This window comes from Pseudomonas sp. BN505, assembly GCF_029873175.1.
In the GTDB taxonomy this organism is placed as follows: Bacteria; Pseudomonadota; Gammaproteobacteria; order Pseudomonadales; family Pseudomonadaceae; genus Aquipseudomonas; species Aquipseudomonas putida.
In genome coordinates, this window is sequence record NZ_SSOI01000026.1 from 37,861 (window position 1) to 53,918 (window position 16,058).

The window sequence follows — 16,058 nt, forward strand, 5'->3', positions numbered from 1 at the left end:
ACGGCGCGATAGCAAGGCCGGCCACCCGCAATGCATTATGGCTACCCGACCAACAGCGTGCTTCCCTGCATGGCTGCGCTCGCGGATAATCCCCCGTATTCCAATAAATAGCCTGTGAGTGGGTATGAGTGATTCCGTAGTCAGCCTTGGCCAGCCTGAAACTGAAGGGGGGCGCAAAACGCGCAAGAACAACCCCGAGAAAACACGCGAGGACATCCTCCAGGCAGCCATCAACGAGTTCGTCCAGCAAGGGCTGGCCGGCGCGCGCGTCGACGCGATCGCCGAGCGCACCGCTACCTCCAAGCGCATGATCTACTACTACTTCGGCAGCAAGGAGCAGCTGTACTGCGAATGCCTGGTGAAGTTGTACGGCGATATCCGCAAGACCGAGCAAAGCCTGGACCTGGAGTCGTTACCGGCTGAACAGGCGATCCGCCGGCTGGTCGAGTTCACCTTCGATCACCATGACCGCAACGTCGATTTCGTGCGGATCATCTGTACCGAAAACATCCATTATGGCGAGTACGTCAAGCAGTCGCCGGCGATCCGCGAAATGAGCAGCCTGGTGCTCGAAGCCCTGGGCAACACCCTGCGCCGTGGCGTGCAGGAAGGCGTGTTCCGCGCCGGCATCGAGGTGATCGACCTGCACATGCTGATGAGCTCGTTCTGCTTCTACCGGGTGTCGAACCGCCACACCTTTGGCGAGATCTTCCAGATCGACCTGTCTGATGACCAGGTCAAACTGCGCCACAAAGCCATGATCTGTGACGCCGTATTGCGCTATATCTGCGCCTGAACCCCGCTTACTCGCCCAGCCGTTGCTCGCGTGACGGCGGGTAGCCGAAGTACGCCGCATAGCACTTGCTGAAGTGCGACACCGAAACAAACCCGCAGGCCACTGCCACTTCCATCACTGACAAGTCCGAATACTGCAGCAGCCGGCGGCTTTTGGTGATGCGCAGCTCCATGTAGTAGCGCCGTGGCGAGGTGCCCAGCTGAGCCTGGAACAGGCGGTCGATCTGCCGGCGCGAGCGCCCGCTGTAGGCGGCCAGCTGGTCGAGGCTGAGGGTTTCCTCCAGGTTGTTCTCCATCAGCTCGACGATGGTGCGCAGGTGCAGGCTCATGGACTTCTTCGCCCCTGGGCCAACCTGGCGGTAGCGGGCCCCGGAGAACGACAGGATTTCCTCCACGCCTTCGGCCAGCCCGTCGCCATACAGCCGGCGTACCAGGCCCAGCATCAGCTCCATGGCACCATTGGGGCTGGCGGCGCTGAGGCGGTCGCGGTCGAGGGTGAAGCTGGCCGGGGTGATGCGGGTTTGCGGGCTGCGCTCGGACAGGCTGGCGCGCTGCTCGGGGTGGATACTGCAGCCATAGTCGTCCAGCACCCCGGCGCGGCCAAGGAACCAGGCACCGTTCCACAGGCCGCCCAAGGCCATGCCGTGGGCGGCGCAGTCGTCCAGCAGGCGGTCGAGTTCAGGGTACTTCAGTGGGGTGCGCAAGCCGCCGCAGATCACCAGCAGGTCCAGTTCTTTCAGCGCCCCGGCGGACAGCTCGGTGGCCACCAGTTCCAAACCCAGGTCGCTGGTCACCCGGTCGCCATCCATCGACAGCGGGGTGAACTGGAAACTGTCGGCGCGCAGCAGGTTGGCCGTGACCAGCACGTCCATGGCCACGGTGAAGCTGGCCATCGAGAAATGTTCGAGCAGGACGAAATCAACCCGATAGGGGGCCTGGGCATTGGCGCTGGTGGATTTCAGCCGCAGCATGTTGCTGGTGCTGGTCTTCTTGCTGAACTGACGTGGCGTGGGCACTCTGGACTCCGCTTCCTGGCTGGCTCGCAGAGTGTGGCGGGTGGCCGGGCGAAAGACAATGTTCCGGGTGGGTGTGTCGTATTTCAGGTCGTGTTCAGGCAACCTGTCTGGCTTGGCCTATTGCCGCCATGTTCCCCCCTGTCACTGAGGACGCCCTTGATGAAGTACGCCATTGCCCTGTTGTTCAGCCTGCTGCCGCTGCTGGCCAATGCCCTGGAACCGGGTGAGAAGCTGGCCCCGTGGACGCTGCTCGACCAGCACGACCAGGCCTACAGCCTCGATACCCGCACGCACATCCTGCTGGTAGCCCGCGACATGGACGGTGCCAAGCTGGTCAAAGCTGCGCTGGGCGAGCAGCCCCGGGGCTACCTTGAAGCGCGTGATGCGGTGTTCGTTGCCGACATCCAGCGCATGCCGGCGCTGATCAGCAAGCTATTCGCCATTCCGGCCATGCGCGATTACAACTACCGGGTGCTGCTCGACCGCGAAGGGCGCGTGGCCAGCCGTTATTCCGGGCAGGATGGCCAGGTGCAGTGGTTGCAACTGCGGGAGGGTGTACTGGTGGGCCAGCATTCTTTTGCCGATGCCGCGGCGTTGAAGGCGGCGCTGGAGAACGCGCCGCAGCATTGAGGCCGCTCCTACAACTGTTCGCAGTGCCATACTGGTAGCCAAATCAATCTGAACCCTCAACGCTGTCGGTAACCCAATGCATTACATGCCAAACGGGAGAGCGCTCATGGAAATAGGAACGATCTGGATCATCATCGCAGCCTTGGTCATCCTGCTGGAAATCTGGGCCATCTGGCACATCATCGGCAGTGACCGGCGCGCCGAGCGCAAGATGCTGTGGATTGTGTTTGTCGTCTACGCACCATTCCCGGGGCTGTTATTCTGGGCCTGGCGCGGGCCGCGGGCGGTGAAGGGCAGGGCGGTCCTGCAGGAGAAATGAGGGCTTCCGGCATCAGGCGTGGGGGCGCCTGATGCCGTCGATGTTCACTTGGGCAGGATCTGGAAGCGAATGGCTGGGCCCAGCCCATCAACCATCAGGCAGCCGTAGAACTTCACGGTCGACAATACCTGCAGCTGTTTGAGCGCTTCGTGGATGTAATCGTGCAGCAGTTTTTCAGCTTCGCGCTTGCGGTCTGCGAGGGTGGTGCTTTTAAGCGTGATCATGCCGAGCAGGGTGGTTTCGATTTGCTCGACGGTGTCCAGGCCGAGCTTCTCGCGCAGGTGCAGGCGTGCCTGCGCGGCATCGGCTTCATCGTGGGCAGGGTGGTGCGGCTTGAGGGTATAGGCCAGCTGAAAATCATATTTGCTCATACGCTTTTCCTTGTGACGTACAGGCCTCCATGCCGGGTCTTGCAATCTACTGCCTGACGGCCGCGGCGCAAACATACGCGTGGTTCAAGCATCGCAATGGACTGTGCGAAATGTCCTACCCCGCGCTTGACCTCGAGTTAACTTAAGGTCCGATACTGCGCCACTCTTCCAACCGAGTGAGGGCTTGTCGTGACCCAATCAACCGCATTCCAGTTGAGCAACCCTGAAGGCCTGTACGACCCCAGTGGCAATGCCTATTCCCATGTCGCCGAAGTGCGCGCGGACAGCCGCTTGCTGTTCATCGCCGGCCAGGGCGGGGAAGACAGCAACGGCCAGTTGCCCCCACTGTTCGCCGAACAGGCCCGCCAGGCGCTGGGCAACCTTGAACTGGCACTGGCGTCCAAAGGCGCCAGCCTGGCCCAGGTGTTCAAGCTGACACTGCTGGTTGTCGAGCACTCCGAAACGCGCCTGCGCCAATGGGTGGCTGAGGCCGACAGGGCCTGGGGCCCGCACACGAAACCGGCCTGCACGCTGATCCCGGTACCCCGGCTGGCGCTGGATGGCATGCTGGTGGAAATCGAAGCGGTGGCAGCGCTTTAGCGCTGAGTGATGCGGTGGTGGCGCCTTGGAAACACTTTGTTGTATATCGGTACACGCATGGCCGCTATACCAACAATGTTGCCTCGGAGGTGACCACACCATGAGCACCGGCACCACCACACTGACCGACCGTAAGGCCAAGGCCTGGTTCTGGGCGGCGCTCTTCAGCCTCATGGCCTTCGCCGCCAACTCGGTGTTCTGCCGGCTGGCGCTGAAGGACGGGGCCATCGACCCGGCTTTGTTTACCGTGGTGCGCCTGGCCAGTGGGGCGTTGTTTCTGCTGCTGTTGATCCGCCTGCGTAAACCTGCGCTGAGCATTGGCGGCAGTTGGCGCGGTGGCTTGGCCCTGTTCCTCTATGCCTTTCTTTTTTCTGCGGCATACCTGCAGCTGGGTGCAGGTGCGGGGGCATTGCTGCTGTTCGGCGCAGTGCAGATCACCATGTTCGGCTTTGCCTGGTTCAAAGGTGAGCGCATCACCGCACGTATGCTGCTGGGCATGTTGATTGCTTTTGCCGGCCTGTTGGTGCTGTTGTTGCCCGGTGCAGCGGCGCCACCCTTGTCCAGTGCCTTGCTGATGGCCCTGTCTGGTATGGCCTGGGGCGTATACACGTTGCTGGGCAGGGGCTCGCCCAGGCCGCTGGCCGATACTGCAGGCAATTTTGCCCGCAGCCTGCCTTGCCTGGCGCTGCTGCTACCGGTGCTGTTGCTGGGCGCCGGCCCGCACCTCACGCCGCCGGGTTTGTTGTATGCCTTGGGCTCCGGCGTGCTGGCCTCAGGTGCGGGCTACGCCGTGTGGTACGGCGTGGTCAGGCAGGTGAGTGCGCAGCAAGCAGCGACCATGCAGCTTAGTGTGCCTGTGATTGCCGCACTGGGCGGTGTTGTCCTGATTGGCGAAACGCTGTCGTTGCGCTTGCTGATCGCGTGTGTGGTGGTGCTGGGCGGTATAGCCCTGGCGCTGGCACCACGGCGTTAGAAGAAACTGCGCTGCGCCTTGAGCGTGACCACACTGTCGCAATAAGTGTTGATGCCCGAATAGGCATCGCAACCGCCGCCACTGAGATTGGAGTTGCTGTAGATCAGGTTAAGGTCGATGCCCAGCCAGGGCCGCGACAGCTCCAGCGACCAGTCGGAAAAGGCATTTACCTGGCTGCCGTCGCCAATGGTGAACGGCGTGCCCAGGCGATGATGGGCCAGCTTGACGGTGAGGTCGACATCGAACAGGGGCAGTTGGCCGAAGTCGGCGAACAGGGTGCCGGTGCGGTTATCCGGGTTGTCGCGCAGCGCGCCACCGAAGCGATTGCCCAACAGCGAGATGCCACCGTACAGGGCATAGCTGTCGGGGCCTGCGATAGTCGGCTGGCTGTAATGGATCAACCCCACTTCATAGCCCAGGCTGCTGTCGAATTGGTGCTTGTAGCCCAGGTAGCTGTCCAGTCGCAGGGTCGAGTTGGGGGTGACGCCCATGCTCGGGGCGTACTGGCCCAGGTACCAGCCACTGGGGTGGCTGAAGTCGAGACCACCGTGGAATGCGCCGACGGCACTGGGTGAGATAAGGCCTTGGGCCATGCTGCGCGAGGGTGTGGTGCCGAGTGTGAAGTCGAAGTCGCCCAGTTCGCGTTTTATCTGCTGGGCCATCAACACTGGGCTGATCAGCAGTGCAGCACTCAGCAACAGAAAGGGCCTGGTCATGGTCTCCGTCCTGGAAGGCTTGCGGTTGAGCGGTAGAGGATACCTGCGCAGGTGAAAGGAGGGAACCTTTGCCTGGCCCGCTCAGCCTTTGGTCGAAGGGGCTGCGTCGGCGGCTTCGGTCACCACGGGCAGGTTGTCGGCACGTTGTATCACCCGGCGTTGCTGCTCGTAGTCGTCCAGGGACAGGCCGCGGCGCTGCAACGCTTCCAGTTGCAATTGGCGGGTTTCTTCGGCGCTGTACGCACGCAGTTCAGGGTGGCTGGCGCAACCGGCCAGTACAGCAATGCTGGCAGCGGCCAGGGCAGTGAGGAGGAGGCGGGCCTTGGTGTTCATCGAGCAGCTCCGGAATGCAGGGGATTAGCCAGGTTCGAATCGATGGAGCTAGGTTATTAAGCCGGGCCGCTCAGTAGAAATTGCCTTGTTCGATAGTCACTATTGACGCAAGCATCAGTGCTAAAAGTTTGCGCCCCCGCATCTGGCCAAACGCATCGCCATTGCTACCCTTAACCCACGCAATCTGACCTGTTGGGGATAAGCGATGCGCATGCCATTGTTTGCTTTGCTGTCGGCGCTGATGTGCCTGAACGCGGCGCCCGGCCTGGTGCTGGCGCAAGACGTACCAGCCCCCGACCCAGCCCCGCAAGCCGACACGGTCGCGGCCAAGACCCCGGTATTCACGCAAGAGCAACTCGACCAGATGCTCGCGCCGGTTGCGTTATACCCCGATCCGCTGCTGGCCCAGGTATTGATGGCGGCCACTTACCCGGGGCAGGTGAGCGAAGCGGTGGCCTGGTCCAAGGCCAACCCCAAGGCGTCGGGCGATGCTGCAGTCAAACAGGTAGCGAAGCAGCCGTGGGACCCCAGCGTGCAAGCGCTGGTGGCCTTCCCGCAGTTGCTGGCGACCCTGGGCCAGGACCCGGTGTGGGTGCAGCGACTGGGTGATGCGTTCCTGGCGCAGCCCGACGATGTCATGGGCGCGGTGCAGCGCTTGCGTCACCAGGCACAGGCGGCCGGCAACCTGCAAAGCAACCAGTACCAGAACGTGACCGTGCAAGCCGCACCGGCGACACAGGCTGCCAGCAGCCCGCCCTCCACCATCATCATCCAGCCGGCCGACCCGCAAGTGGTGTACGTGCCCAGCTACAACCCGACCACCACCTATGGTACCTGGGCTTACCCGGCTTCACCGCCCGTGTACTACCCGCCGCCGCCCATGTACTACCCCGGTTCCGCGCTGGTGGCGGGCCTGGCCTTTGGTACCGGCGTGGCGGTTGTCGCCTCGTTGTGGGGCGACTGCGACTGGGGCCACAACGACATAGACATCGACGTCAACCGTTACAACAACATCAACGCCAACAACCGCATCACCAACAATCAGAACAAATGGCAGCACAATGCCGTCAACCGTGAAGGCGTGCCTTACCGCGATGCCCGCAGCCGCCAGCAGTATGGCCGCCAACTGGACGGCGCCACCCAACGCACTGCTTTCCGCGGCGACGACGCGCAGCGGGCGCAGGCGCGGGACAAGGCCCGGGCCTCGATGGACCGCGCGGGGATGGAACGGCCGGCCACCGACAACCGCCAGGCACGCCAGCAAATGCGCGAGGCGCAGGCGGGTAATTCGGTGGGCAACCGCATGCAATCCCGTGGCGACACTGCCAGAGCAACCGACCGTCGCCAGGAAACACGCAATAGCCAAGCCCGGCAGGTGGCACAGAACCGGCCGGCCAACAGCGCCGGCCGGGCGCGTAACAATGCCTTTGATGGCGTGCGTTCGCCGTCACGCACCAATCTGCAGGCCAACCGCGGTCGTACCAGCCAGTCGTTTGCCCAGCGGCCCAATGCATCCCGTGCTGCCGGCCACCAGATCTCCCGGCCCAGTGCGCCAGTGCGTCGTGGCGGAGGAGGCCGTCGATGAACCGTCCAGTATTTGCAGCAATGCTGCTTGCGACAGGCTTGGCATGGGCTTCCCTGGCGGCGGCACAGGAGGCATTCCCGACGCCGGAGAAGGCCGTGGAGTCCTTCATTACGGCGCTGGGCACGGAAAAGGCCGATGAAGCCCGCCTGGCCGAGTTGCTGGGTGATGACTGGCGCACCTACATACCGCGTGGTGGTGTGCAGCGCAGCGACGTGGACACCTTTCTGAAGCAGTATCGCGCGCAGCACAGTATCGACATGGCAGGCGAGGGCAAGGCCATCCTGGCGGTGGGCAGTGATCACTGGACGTTGCCCATACCGTTGACCAGAAGCAGCCAGGGCTGGCGCTTCGACCTCAAGGCCGGTAGCACGGAAATCCGCGCCCGGCGCATCGGCCGCAACGAACTGGGTGCCATGCAGGCGTTGCTGGCTTACCACGACGCGCAGATGGACTATGCCAGCCAGGACCGCAACGGCAACGGTGCGCTGGAGTACGCGCAGAAGATTTTCAGCGAACCCGGCAAGCATGACGGGCTGTATTGGGATGACGACGGCGATGGCCAGGTCAGCCCGCTGGGGCCGCTATTTGGCCAGGATGTGGTGGGTGATGACTGGTATGGCTACCACTTCCGCATCCTCGACGCACAAGGCCCGTCCGCGCCCGGTGGCGCCTACAGCTACCTGATCGGCAACCAGATGAGCCGTGGCTTCGCCATGGTGGCCTGGCCGGCCAGGTACGACGACACCGGGGTGATGAGCTTCATGATCAGCCATGACGGCCAGGTGTTCGAAAAAGACCTCGGGCCGCACGGCGACAGGCTGGCCAAGGAGATGAAGCGCTTCGACCCGGATGACAGCTGGAAGGTGGTGGAGGTGGCAGCGGGGGATTGAGCCCGCAAATCACTGCAATCGCGCAGCCCTGACTTCTCGCGCCGTGCACCCGTAGTGCTGGCGAAACGCCCGGGTGAATTGCGCCTGGTCGGTAAAACCCCAACGGAATGCCAACTCGCCGATGGCCAGGTGGCAATGCGGGTCGCACAGTTGGCGGTGCACGGCTTCCAGCCGCTGTTGGCGCACCCACTCGCCAAGGGTGTAGGGCGTGATCGCGAAAAGCTTGTGCAGGTAGCGCAACGACAGCCCGCAGGCACTGGCGATGGTTTTTGGCGACAGTTCGGGGTCGCCCAGATGTTGCTGCACATACTGCTCGACCCGTGTCAGGTGCAGGGTGCTGAGGTTATTGCCTTCACTGCCCAGTACTCGCTCATCCTGCTGCAGGGCCAGCAGCAGCGTGGCCGAAGCCTGTTCCAGCAGTAAATGCCGGGCAGCGGCCGGGCTGGCGTCGAAATGGCGGGCACACAGGTCCAGTTGCTCTACAAAGATGCGCCCCAGGCCCTGGCTGGCATCGAAGCAATGCCGGGTGTAGCGCTTGTGCCCGAGCAGGTTGGCCTTGAGTGCCCGCTCGGGCAGCTTGAGCACCCACAGGTCGTTCTGCGTGCCGTAATGGAAGCGGTAAGGCGCATCGCCGCGCTCGACGATGAACCCGCCTGGGCTGCAACTGAGCGGGTGGCCTTCCTGTTCGAAGTGCACTTCGCTGCTGCGCGGCACGGTCACCAGGTAGAACGCCTCATGGTCCTGGCCAACGTGCGCCTTGCTGCGCGAGTAGCCCAGCGGGCTGGAGCGCAGGCGGGAAAGGCTGAGTGGCGTGCTGGGCGTGCTCCAGCGCTGCAGGTGGCCATCGAATGGCTGCTCGCTGGCAAACTCCAGGCTCAACGGGAAATAGGTTTCACTGATGGCTTCGGCCCAGCGCGCCTGGCGTTCCGGCTGTGCCCAGCCGTGGGTCGAGATTTCTGTGGGCATGGTGGGTCCTTTTTCAAAGAGGGCAGCATTGAAAAAAGGAACTGCAGGCAAGCTACTCAAGCAGCTCTTGTTGTTGTGCAAACCGCCCGGCAGCGCAAGGCTGCCGGGCGGCTTCAGGCCCATGATCGGCGCACGCCGACGGTTTGATCAAGCCCCGCGTGTCACCCGGTAGGTGGCCGAAGGCTCCAGGCGCGCCTGCCAGCCGGGGGGCAGGACGATGTTGGTGGTGTCTTCTTCGATGACGCACGGGCCATGCACGGTCTGCCCCGGCAGCAGGCGGTTGCCGTTAAACACCGGCGTCGGCTGCCATTCGCCCTCGGCACTGAACAGCATCGGGCGGACACCTTCCGGGGCAGGCGCGGGTGGTTGGGCCGGGCCCTGCAACTCGGGCTGTGGCGGACGCGGCAGGTGACCAATTACCGAACACTCCAGGTTCACCAGCTCCACCGGGCTGTCGGGCTCGCTGTACGAGTACAGGGTCTGGTGGCGGCTGTGGAAGCGGCTGATCAGTGCGGCCAGGCCCGCGTCATCCAGTGCATGATGCTGCAGCTCCACACTGCATTCATGGATCTGCCCCAGATAGCGCATTTCCAGGGTGTAGTGGCAGCTGCTGGCCTGGTCGCCAAAACCGTCTTCGCGCAAGTTTGCCAGGCCTTGTTGACGCAGCTCGGCAAGGGCCTGGTTGAGCTGCGCCAGGTTCACGTGCCCGGCGTCCAGCCGCATCGACAGGCTGGTGAGCTGGTCGTAGCGCACGTCGGACAGGATCTGGCCGAACGCGCACAGGCCTGAGGCCACCTTGGGGATCAACACGGTCTGCATGCCGATTTCCTCGGCCAGGCGCACCACGTGCATGCCCGCTGCGCCACCAGCGCCGATCAGGGCGAAGTCGCGCGGGTCGTGGCCGCGTTCGATGGACACGCGGCGAATGCCGTTGACCATGTTCAGGTTGACCAGGGTGGTGATGCCGAATGCTGCGCGTTCCACGCTGATACCTAACGGTTCGGCGATCTTGCTGCGGATAGCGTCCAGTGCGGCCTGGCGGTTCAGGCGGATGCTGCCGCCCAGTAGTGCGCCGTCGGGCAGGTAGCCCAGGGCCAGGTTGGCGTCGGTTACCGTGGGTTCGCTACCGCCTTTGCCATAGCACACCGGGCCAGGCATGGCACCGGCGCTGCGTGGGCCGACTTGAAGCATGCCGAACTCGTCCAGGTGGGCGATAGACCCGCCGCCAGCACCCAGGGTTTCCACCTGGATCATCGGCACGCCGATGCGTTGGCGCAGGAAGTCAACGTCCTTGCTGAAGTTGGTACGGCCGGCGTTGGTCAGGGTGATATCGAACGAGGTGCCGCCCATGTCCACGGTGATGACGTTATCGATACCGAACGGTCTCGCCACCGCCAGGCCCGCCTGTGGCGCCGAGGCGGGGCCGGAGTTGATCGCATTGACGGCGCGCTCGCGCATCAGGTGCCCGGGCGCCAGGCCACCGTTGGACTGGAAATAGCGCACTGGCTGCTGCGCGCCAAGCTCCTGGAACAGGCTGTCGATGCGCGCCACATAGCGCGCCATCACGGGGCTGAGGTAGGCGTTGACCACGGTGGTGGAGGTGCGGGTGTACTCGCGAATCTGTGGGAACACCTCGCAGCCGGTGCAGACGAACACCCCGGGCAGGCCGGCCCGTACCAGCTCGGCGGCCCGCTGCTCGTGGCTGGGGTTGCGCACCGACCACAGGAAGGAAATGGCCACGGCTTGCACGCCTTCGGCACGGAAGTAGTCGATGGCGTCATGAATGGCGCGCTCGTCCAGCGGGCTGTGCTCACGTCCATCTCCGAGGATGCGGCCACCTACCGGGCGGCGCAGATGGCGCGGGGCAAGCATGTGTGCCGGCGGATAATGAGCGTCGTAGCGGTGGCCTTCCTCCTTGTGACCCAGGCGGATTTCCAGGCTGTCCTCGTGCCCCTCGGTGCACAGCAGGCCCACTTTGACCCCGGTGCGCTCGATCAGCGCGTTGAGGGCTACCGTGGTGCCGTTGATGCACAGGTCGCAGTTGGCGATCAGCTCGGCCGGGCTGCGCCCGGTGGCGTCGGCGATCTGCGCCAGGCCGGCGCGAATGGCCAAGGTGCCATCCTGGGGCGTGGACGGGGCCTTGAACAGCTGCACGCCGCCGTCGCGGTCGGCCAGGATGAAATCGGTGAAGGTGCCGCCGGCATCGATGCCCAGGCGATATTGATTACGCATGATGGTTCTCCGGGCAGTGCGGGGCGCGGGCAAGGCGGGTTGCGGTTTCGTCGAGGCGGCCATCGTCATCGAGGACCACGCCATACTCCAGGGCTGCCCCTTGTGGCGAGACCAGGCCGTTGCGCACATCCTCCAGTACGGCGGTGACCGGGCGGCGCAGCGGGTCGCCGTAGCCACCGCCCCCCGGGTTGATGTTGATGATGCGTTCACCGGGTTGCAGGGTGAGCATCGGGTTTTGCGTATAGTGGTCTTCGCTACCGTCGACGTGGCGGTGGATCAGCCGGCCCAGCTTGGGTTCGAGCAGGGCATTGCGTGCCCCGGCGGCACCGGCGGTGGGCAGCTGGCGGCCCTCGCCGAAGCCGACCACAGTCATGGCGTGGTCAAGCGGTTCGATCTCCAGGCGGGTGCCCGAACCACCGCGCAATTCACCGGCGCCACCACTGTCGGCCATCAGGCTGTAACGGTGGATCAGCACCGGATAGGCGTGCTCGAGCAGTTCGATGTCGCCGCTCATCAGCGCCCCGAAGCAGCACAGCGGGCCGCAGGCATGCCAGCCATCCATCACCTGGTTGGCACCGGCACCGGAAATGATCGAGGCCAGCACCATCGTCACGTACTCGCTGTTGCCGTTGCGCGGGTCGTGGCCGGCGATGTTGATGCCGCTGGTGTGCCCCCAGGAGGCCGTTACCCGCTGTGGTGAGGCTTGCTCCAGCGCGGTGCGCACGGCATCGGCCAGTGTTTCCATCGGCGTGGTGGTGCAGTTGACATGGGGCGCCGGTTCTTCGGCGTTGCACAGGGTACCCCTGGGCCCAACATCGACCGTGACGCAGCGGTACAGGCCTTCGTTGTAGGGCGGTGCCACCTGGGCGAACATCATCAGCCCGAGGTACACGCCCGACACCGAATTGCCCTCGTAGGAGTTGATGAAGTACGGCACTTGCGGCGGGCTGTCGATACGCACGTGGGCCTGGTCACCACGTATCTGCACATGGGCGGTGATGGCCAGTTCGCCAAGGCCGTGGCCGGTATCTTCAAGAACGGCGGTGCCGCTGTAGTCACCGTCCGGCACATCGCGCAACAGCGCGCGCATGTGCCGGTCGGCCATGTTCTTCAGCTCGGCAATGCAGGCACGCACTTGGGCCGCGCCGTACTTGTCCAGCAGCTCCAGCAAGTGCCGCTCGCCGACCTTGCAGGCGCCGTACTGGGCATTAAGGTCGCCTTCCTGATAGGGGCGGGCGCGCATGTTGGTGAGCATGAAATTGATCACGTCTTCGCGGCGCTTGCCCTTTTCCCACAGCTTGACCGGTGGAATGCGCAGCCCTTCGGCGTAGATTTCCTTGGCGTCGGGGTTGTAACCGGCGGGTACAGGGCCGCCGATGTCGGTCAGGTGGCCTTTGCACACGGTCCAGAACACCAGTTCGCCCTGGTAGTACACCGGCTTGTACATGCAGCAGTCGAGAATATGGCTGCCCTTGTAGGCGGGGTCGTTGTGGTAGATCACGTCGCCTTCGGCGATGTCGTCGCCGAAGAAGCCGGCCACGCATTTCATGGCCGGGATCAGCGAGCCCAGGTGGATGGGGATGTCCTGGCCTTGCAGGATCATTTCCGGCAGGTGGTCGAACAGCGAGTTGGAGTAATCGTGGGCCAGGTTGAACACACTGGAGCGCCCGGTCTTTTCCAGGGTCAGGGTCATTTCGCGTTGCGCTGTCTCCAGCGCACCCCGGACAACCGCAAGGGTGATCGGATCTACTGTCTGCATAGGTCACCAACGTTTGTTCTTGTGCTTTAGGTGCGTGCCGCGGCGGGGCGGCGCGTGGTGACAGGCTAAGGGGCAGGGCGGGGGGAAGGCTTGTCGCTGGGTGTACTGGTTGTTGTGTTCTGGCGCACTACGGGGGCGCTCCCACAAGAGAACGCGACCCCCTGCAGGAGCGGCCTTGTGCCGCGATGGGCTACGCGGCAGCCCCAGATTCTGGCAGGTTAAGACCTACTGCCCCAGCATCTGCCGCACCAGCCATTGCCCCGCCGGCCCAAGCGCCCGCCGGCTCGACCAGGCCACATCCATATCCACCCGGCGCGGGTAACCCGCTATCTGCAATTCCACCAGCTCGTTGCCAAACCGCGCCACCAGCGCCCTGGGCAGTTCGGCCCAGCCAAACCCGCGCACGGCAAATTCCAGCAGGGTGAGGTAATCCGGTGCCGACCAGGCTTGGCCGCGGCCGCGGTGCAGGCTGGGGGCGTAGGTCTTGATGTACAGCTGCCGCGCGTTTTCAAGGTGTTGCGTTTGCACCGTTTTCAGCCCCGCCAACGGATGCTCGCTGGCCACATACACACCGAACTCCGCCTGCTCGGGCAAGCGCGCCACGGCAACGTCGGCGGGGTAGCTGGGCTGTGTGGCCAAAATGCCGACGTGGGCCAGGCCCTGCTGGATCATATCGATCACATCAGCGTCTTCCGCCGGGCCGCAGCGCAATTCGGTGTGCGGGTACTGCTGGGCGAAGCGGGCCATCACGGCGCCCTGGAAGGTGACGCTGTAGCTGTCCGACATCACCACCGAGACCAGCGCCTCGACGTTTTGCGCCAGCCTGACCGACAGGGCATCGAGCTGGGCGCTGGCGTCCAGGATCGCGTCGACATGGCTTAGCACCTGTCGGCCCGCTTCGTTCAGCGTGGGGTGGCGGCCACCGCGATCAAACAGCGGGCAGCCGATATCGGCCTCGAAATTGGCGATGGCGATGCTGATCGTGGACTGGCTTTTGCGCAATTTGCGTGCCGCCGCAGAAAATGAACCCAGCGATGCGGCTTCGACAAAGGCGACCAGAGCTTCGGGTGAGTAGCGCATGGTATTGATAAAACCGATGGTAGCTATGTCGCGAGTATCAGTTCTATCAAAGAAAATAGGAAGCACGACTCACGCAATGGATGGATTTTGCAATGAAAACGGTCTCTTTCACCGAACGCCTGGTACACGCCGTGGGCTACGAAGTATTCGCGGTGCTGCTGTGCGCACCACTGTTGTCCTGGGTGATGGGCAAATCGCTGGCGACGGCGGGTGCGTTGGCAATAATCTTATCGGTGATCGCCATGTTGTGGAACATGGTCTACAACGCGCTGGTCGATCGCTGGGTGCAGACTGAACGCATCCACTGGAAGGCCAGTGCACGCTTTGTGCACGGCCTGGGCTTCGAGGCCGGGCTGGTGGTGTGGTGCCTGCCGGTGGCGGCGTGGATGCTGGATATTTCGCTGCTGCAGGCGTTCATGGTGGAGCTGGGTTTCTTCGTGATCATCCTGCCCTACACCGTGCTGTACAACTGGGCGTTCGACAAAGCCCGGCATCTGCTGATGCAGCGTCGCCTAGCGCGTTCCCTGTAGGGGCGGCTTTAGCCGCGAACACCGGCATAGCCGGTGCCAACCACTGCGGCGCCTGCTTCGCGGTGTAAACCCGCTCCCACAGGGACCGTGAATCCCCAAAAAAACGGGGCATGCCATTGCTGGCATGCCCCGTTTTCATACAGCTGATGCGCCTCAGGCGACCTTGACGATCCAGCCTGCCGGTGCTTCAACATCACCGCTCTGGATGCCGGTCAGCTCGTTGTAGAGCTTCTGGGTAACCGGGCCAACCTTTTCCAGGTCGTGGAACACGTGCAGCTTGCCGTTGTACTCGATACCGCCGATCGGGGTGATCACCGCGGCAGTACCGCAAGCGCCGGCTTCGATGAAGCGGTCCAGCTTGCTGATTTCGACATCGCCTTCGATCACGGTCAGGCCCAGACGCGATTGCGCCAGTTCCATCAGCGACAGACGGGTGATGCCCGGCAGCACCGAGGCCGATTTCGGGGTAACGAACTCGTTGTTGGCGGTGATGCCGAAGAAGTTGGCCGAACCGACTTCCTCGATCTTGGTATGGGTCAGCGGATCGAGGTAGATGGCGTCGGCGAAGTTGGCCTTCTTGGCTTCAGCGCCTGGCTGCAGGCTGGCGGCGTAGTTGCCACCGACCTTGGCTGCGCCGGTGCCTTGTGGGGCGGCGCGGTCGAAGCTGGAGATCTGGAAGTTGTGCGGCTTCATGCCGCCCTTGAAGTACGAGCCAACCGGAATGGCGAAGACCGAGAAGATGAACTCGGGGGCGGTGCGCACGCCAATGTTGTCACCGGTGCCGATCACGAACGGGCGCAGGTACAGGGCGCCTTTGCCGTGCGGTGGCACGAACTTTTCGTTGGCCTTGACCACTTGCTTGCACGCTTCGATGAACACATCGGTCGGCACGTGCGGCATCAGCAGGCGGGCGCAGCTGCGCTGCATGCGGGCGGCGTTCTGGTCGGGGCGGAACAGGTTGATCGAGCCGTCCTTGCAACGGTAGGCCTTGAGGCCTTCGAAGCATTGCTGGCCGTAGTGCAGGGCCGTGGAGCCTTCACTGATGTGCAGCACGTTGTCGTCGGTCAGGGTGCCCTTGTCCCACTCGCCATTGCGCCATACGGACAGGTAGCGTTTGTCGGTTTTGATGTAGTCGAAACCCAGCTTGTCCCAGTTAATGCTTTCGTTGCTCATGACACCCTCATTGTCTTGCAAGTGCCCGATCGCTCGGGCTGCTGTTATATGCGCACCACGCCACCATAATACATCCGTCGCGGATCGGGA

17 protein-coding genes are annotated in these 16,058 nt (G+C 63.5%); 8 read left to right on the forward strand and 9 right to left on the reverse strand.

What is annotated here, in order from left to right; genetic code table 11:
* Window positions 1-124 precede the first annotated feature (124 nt).
* Window positions 125-796: a TetR/AcrR family transcriptional regulator gene (locus E8E78_RS05295; protein ID WP_016499391.1), complete on the forward strand. Its 672-nt coding sequence runs from the start codon at window positions 125-127 to the stop codon at window positions 794-796.
* 7 nt (window positions 797-803) lie between these two features.
* On the opposite strand, the gene E8E78_RS05300 is transcribed toward E8E78_RS05295, so the two are convergent.
* The gene (locus E8E78_RS05300; RefSeq protein WP_049277485.1) at window positions 804-1,811 is read right to left on the reverse strand and encodes a GlxA family transcriptional regulator; all 1,008 of its coding nucleotides are present in this window, start codon (window positions 1,809-1,811) and stop codon (window positions 804-806) included.
* Window positions 1,812-1,970: 159 nt separating this feature from the next.
* On the opposite strand from E8E78_RS05300, the gene E8E78_RS05305 reads away from it, so the two are divergent.
* Entirely contained in the window at window positions 1,971-2,441 is a 471-nt protein-coding gene (locus E8E78_RS05305; RefSeq protein WP_016499393.1) for a hypothetical protein, read from the forward strand.
* A gap of 106 nt (window positions 2,442-2,547) precedes the next feature.
* Window positions 2,548-2,760 (forward strand): PLDc N-terminal domain-containing protein, encoded by a 213-nt coding sequence (locus E8E78_RS05310; RefSeq protein ID WP_016499394.1) that lies wholly within the window; start codon window positions 2,548-2,550, stop codon window positions 2,758-2,760.
* 44 nt (window positions 2,761-2,804) lie between these two features.
* On the opposite strand, the gene E8E78_RS05315 is transcribed toward E8E78_RS05310, so the two are convergent.
* Complete coding sequence (locus tag E8E78_RS05315) at window positions 2,805-3,131, reverse strand: hypothetical protein (protein ID WP_280313308.1); 327 nt, start codon at window positions 3,129-3,131, stop codon at window positions 2,805-2,807.
* Between the two features lie 189 nt (window positions 3,132-3,320).
* Between E8E78_RS05315 and E8E78_RS05320 the strand changes: the two genes are divergently transcribed.
* Together E8E78_RS05320 and E8E78_RS05325 are read left to right on the forward strand one after the other, a co-directional pair.
* On the forward strand, window positions 3,321-3,731 hold the full coding sequence (locus E8E78_RS05320; RefSeq protein ID WP_280313310.1) for a RidA family protein: 411 nt from the start codon (window positions 3,321-3,323) through the stop codon (window positions 3,729-3,731).
* 100 nt (window positions 3,732-3,831) lie between these two features.
* On the forward strand, window positions 3,832-4,704 hold the full coding sequence (locus E8E78_RS05325) for a DMT family transporter (RefSeq protein ID WP_197863898.1): 873 nt from the start codon (window positions 3,832-3,834) through the stop codon (window positions 4,702-4,704).
* Here E8E78_RS05325 and E8E78_RS05330 read toward each other — a convergent pair.
* Both E8E78_RS05330 and E8E78_RS05335 read right to left on the reverse strand, forming a co-directional pair.
* On the reverse strand, window positions 4,701-5,420 hold the full coding sequence (locus E8E78_RS05330; protein ID WP_197863897.1) for a TorF family putative porin: 720 nt from the start codon (window positions 5,418-5,420) through the stop codon (window positions 4,701-4,703). The two genes, E8E78_RS05325 and E8E78_RS05330, sit on opposite strands and share 4 nt — an antisense overlap.
* Window positions 5,421-5,501: 81 nt before the next feature.
* Entirely contained in the window at window positions 5,502-5,753 is a 252-nt protein-coding gene (locus tag E8E78_RS05335) for a hypothetical protein (RefSeq protein WP_280313314.1), read from the reverse strand.
* Between the two features lie 205 nt (window positions 5,754-5,958).
* On the opposite strand from E8E78_RS05335, the gene E8E78_RS05340 reads away from it, so the two are divergent.
* Both E8E78_RS05340 and E8E78_RS05345 read left to right on the forward strand, forming a co-directional pair.
* On the forward strand, window positions 5,959-7,338 hold the full coding sequence (locus E8E78_RS05340) for a DUF3300 domain-containing protein (RefSeq protein ID WP_280313315.1): 1,380 nt from the start codon (window positions 5,959-5,961) through the stop codon (window positions 7,336-7,338).
* A complete protein-coding gene (locus E8E78_RS05345; RefSeq protein WP_280313317.1) occupies window positions 7,335-8,228 on the forward strand; it encodes a DUF2950 domain-containing protein in 894 nt (297 codons plus the stop codon). Before E8E78_RS05340 ends, E8E78_RS05345 begins: the two co-directional genes overlap by 4 nt.
* A 9-nt stretch (window positions 8,229-8,237) precedes the next feature.
* Here E8E78_RS05345 and E8E78_RS05350 read toward each other — a convergent pair whose 3' ends face one another.
* From E8E78_RS05350 to E8E78_RS05365, 4 genes are all read right to left on the reverse strand, one after another.
* The gene (locus E8E78_RS05350) at window positions 8,238-9,194 is read right to left on the reverse strand and encodes a helix-turn-helix domain-containing protein (RefSeq protein ID WP_280313319.1); all 957 of its coding nucleotides are present in this window, start codon (window positions 9,192-9,194) and stop codon (window positions 8,238-8,240) included.
* 147 nt (window positions 9,195-9,341) lie between these two features.
* The gene (locus E8E78_RS05355) at window positions 9,342-11,426 is read right to left on the reverse strand and encodes a hydantoinase/oxoprolinase family protein (protein ID WP_084967031.1); all 2,085 of its coding nucleotides are present in this window, start codon (window positions 11,424-11,426) and stop codon (window positions 9,342-9,344) included.
* Window positions 11,419-13,185: a hydantoinase B/oxoprolinase family protein gene (locus E8E78_RS05360; protein ID WP_049277470.1), complete on the reverse strand. Its 1,767-nt coding sequence runs from the start codon at window positions 13,183-13,185 to the stop codon at window positions 11,419-11,421. The genes E8E78_RS05355 and E8E78_RS05360 overlap by 8 nt, the downstream gene beginning before the upstream one ends.
* 225 nt (window positions 13,186-13,410) lie before the next feature.
* Window positions 13,411-14,265 carry a LysR family transcriptional regulator gene (locus tag E8E78_RS05365; RefSeq protein ID WP_049277469.1) on the reverse strand — a complete coding sequence of 285 codons (855 nt, stop codon included), beginning with the start codon at window positions 14,263-14,265 and terminating at the stop codon, window positions 13,411-13,413.
* Window positions 14,266-14,357: 92 nt separating this feature from the next.
* On the opposite strand from E8E78_RS05365, the gene E8E78_RS05370 reads away from it, so the two are divergent.
* Complete coding sequence (locus E8E78_RS05370; protein ID WP_049277467.1) at window positions 14,358-14,795, forward strand: multidrug/biocide efflux PACE transporter; 438 nt, start codon at window positions 14,358-14,360, stop codon at window positions 14,793-14,795.
* 153 nt (window positions 14,796-14,948) lie between these two features.
* Here the strand turns inward: E8E78_RS05370 and E8E78_RS05375 are convergent, their stop codons facing one another.
* On the reverse strand, window positions 14,949-15,968 hold the full coding sequence (locus E8E78_RS05375; RefSeq protein WP_016487380.1) for a branched-chain amino acid aminotransferase: 1,020 nt from the start codon (window positions 15,966-15,968) through the stop codon (window positions 14,949-14,951).
* Window positions 15,969-16,058 lie beyond the last annotated feature (90 nt).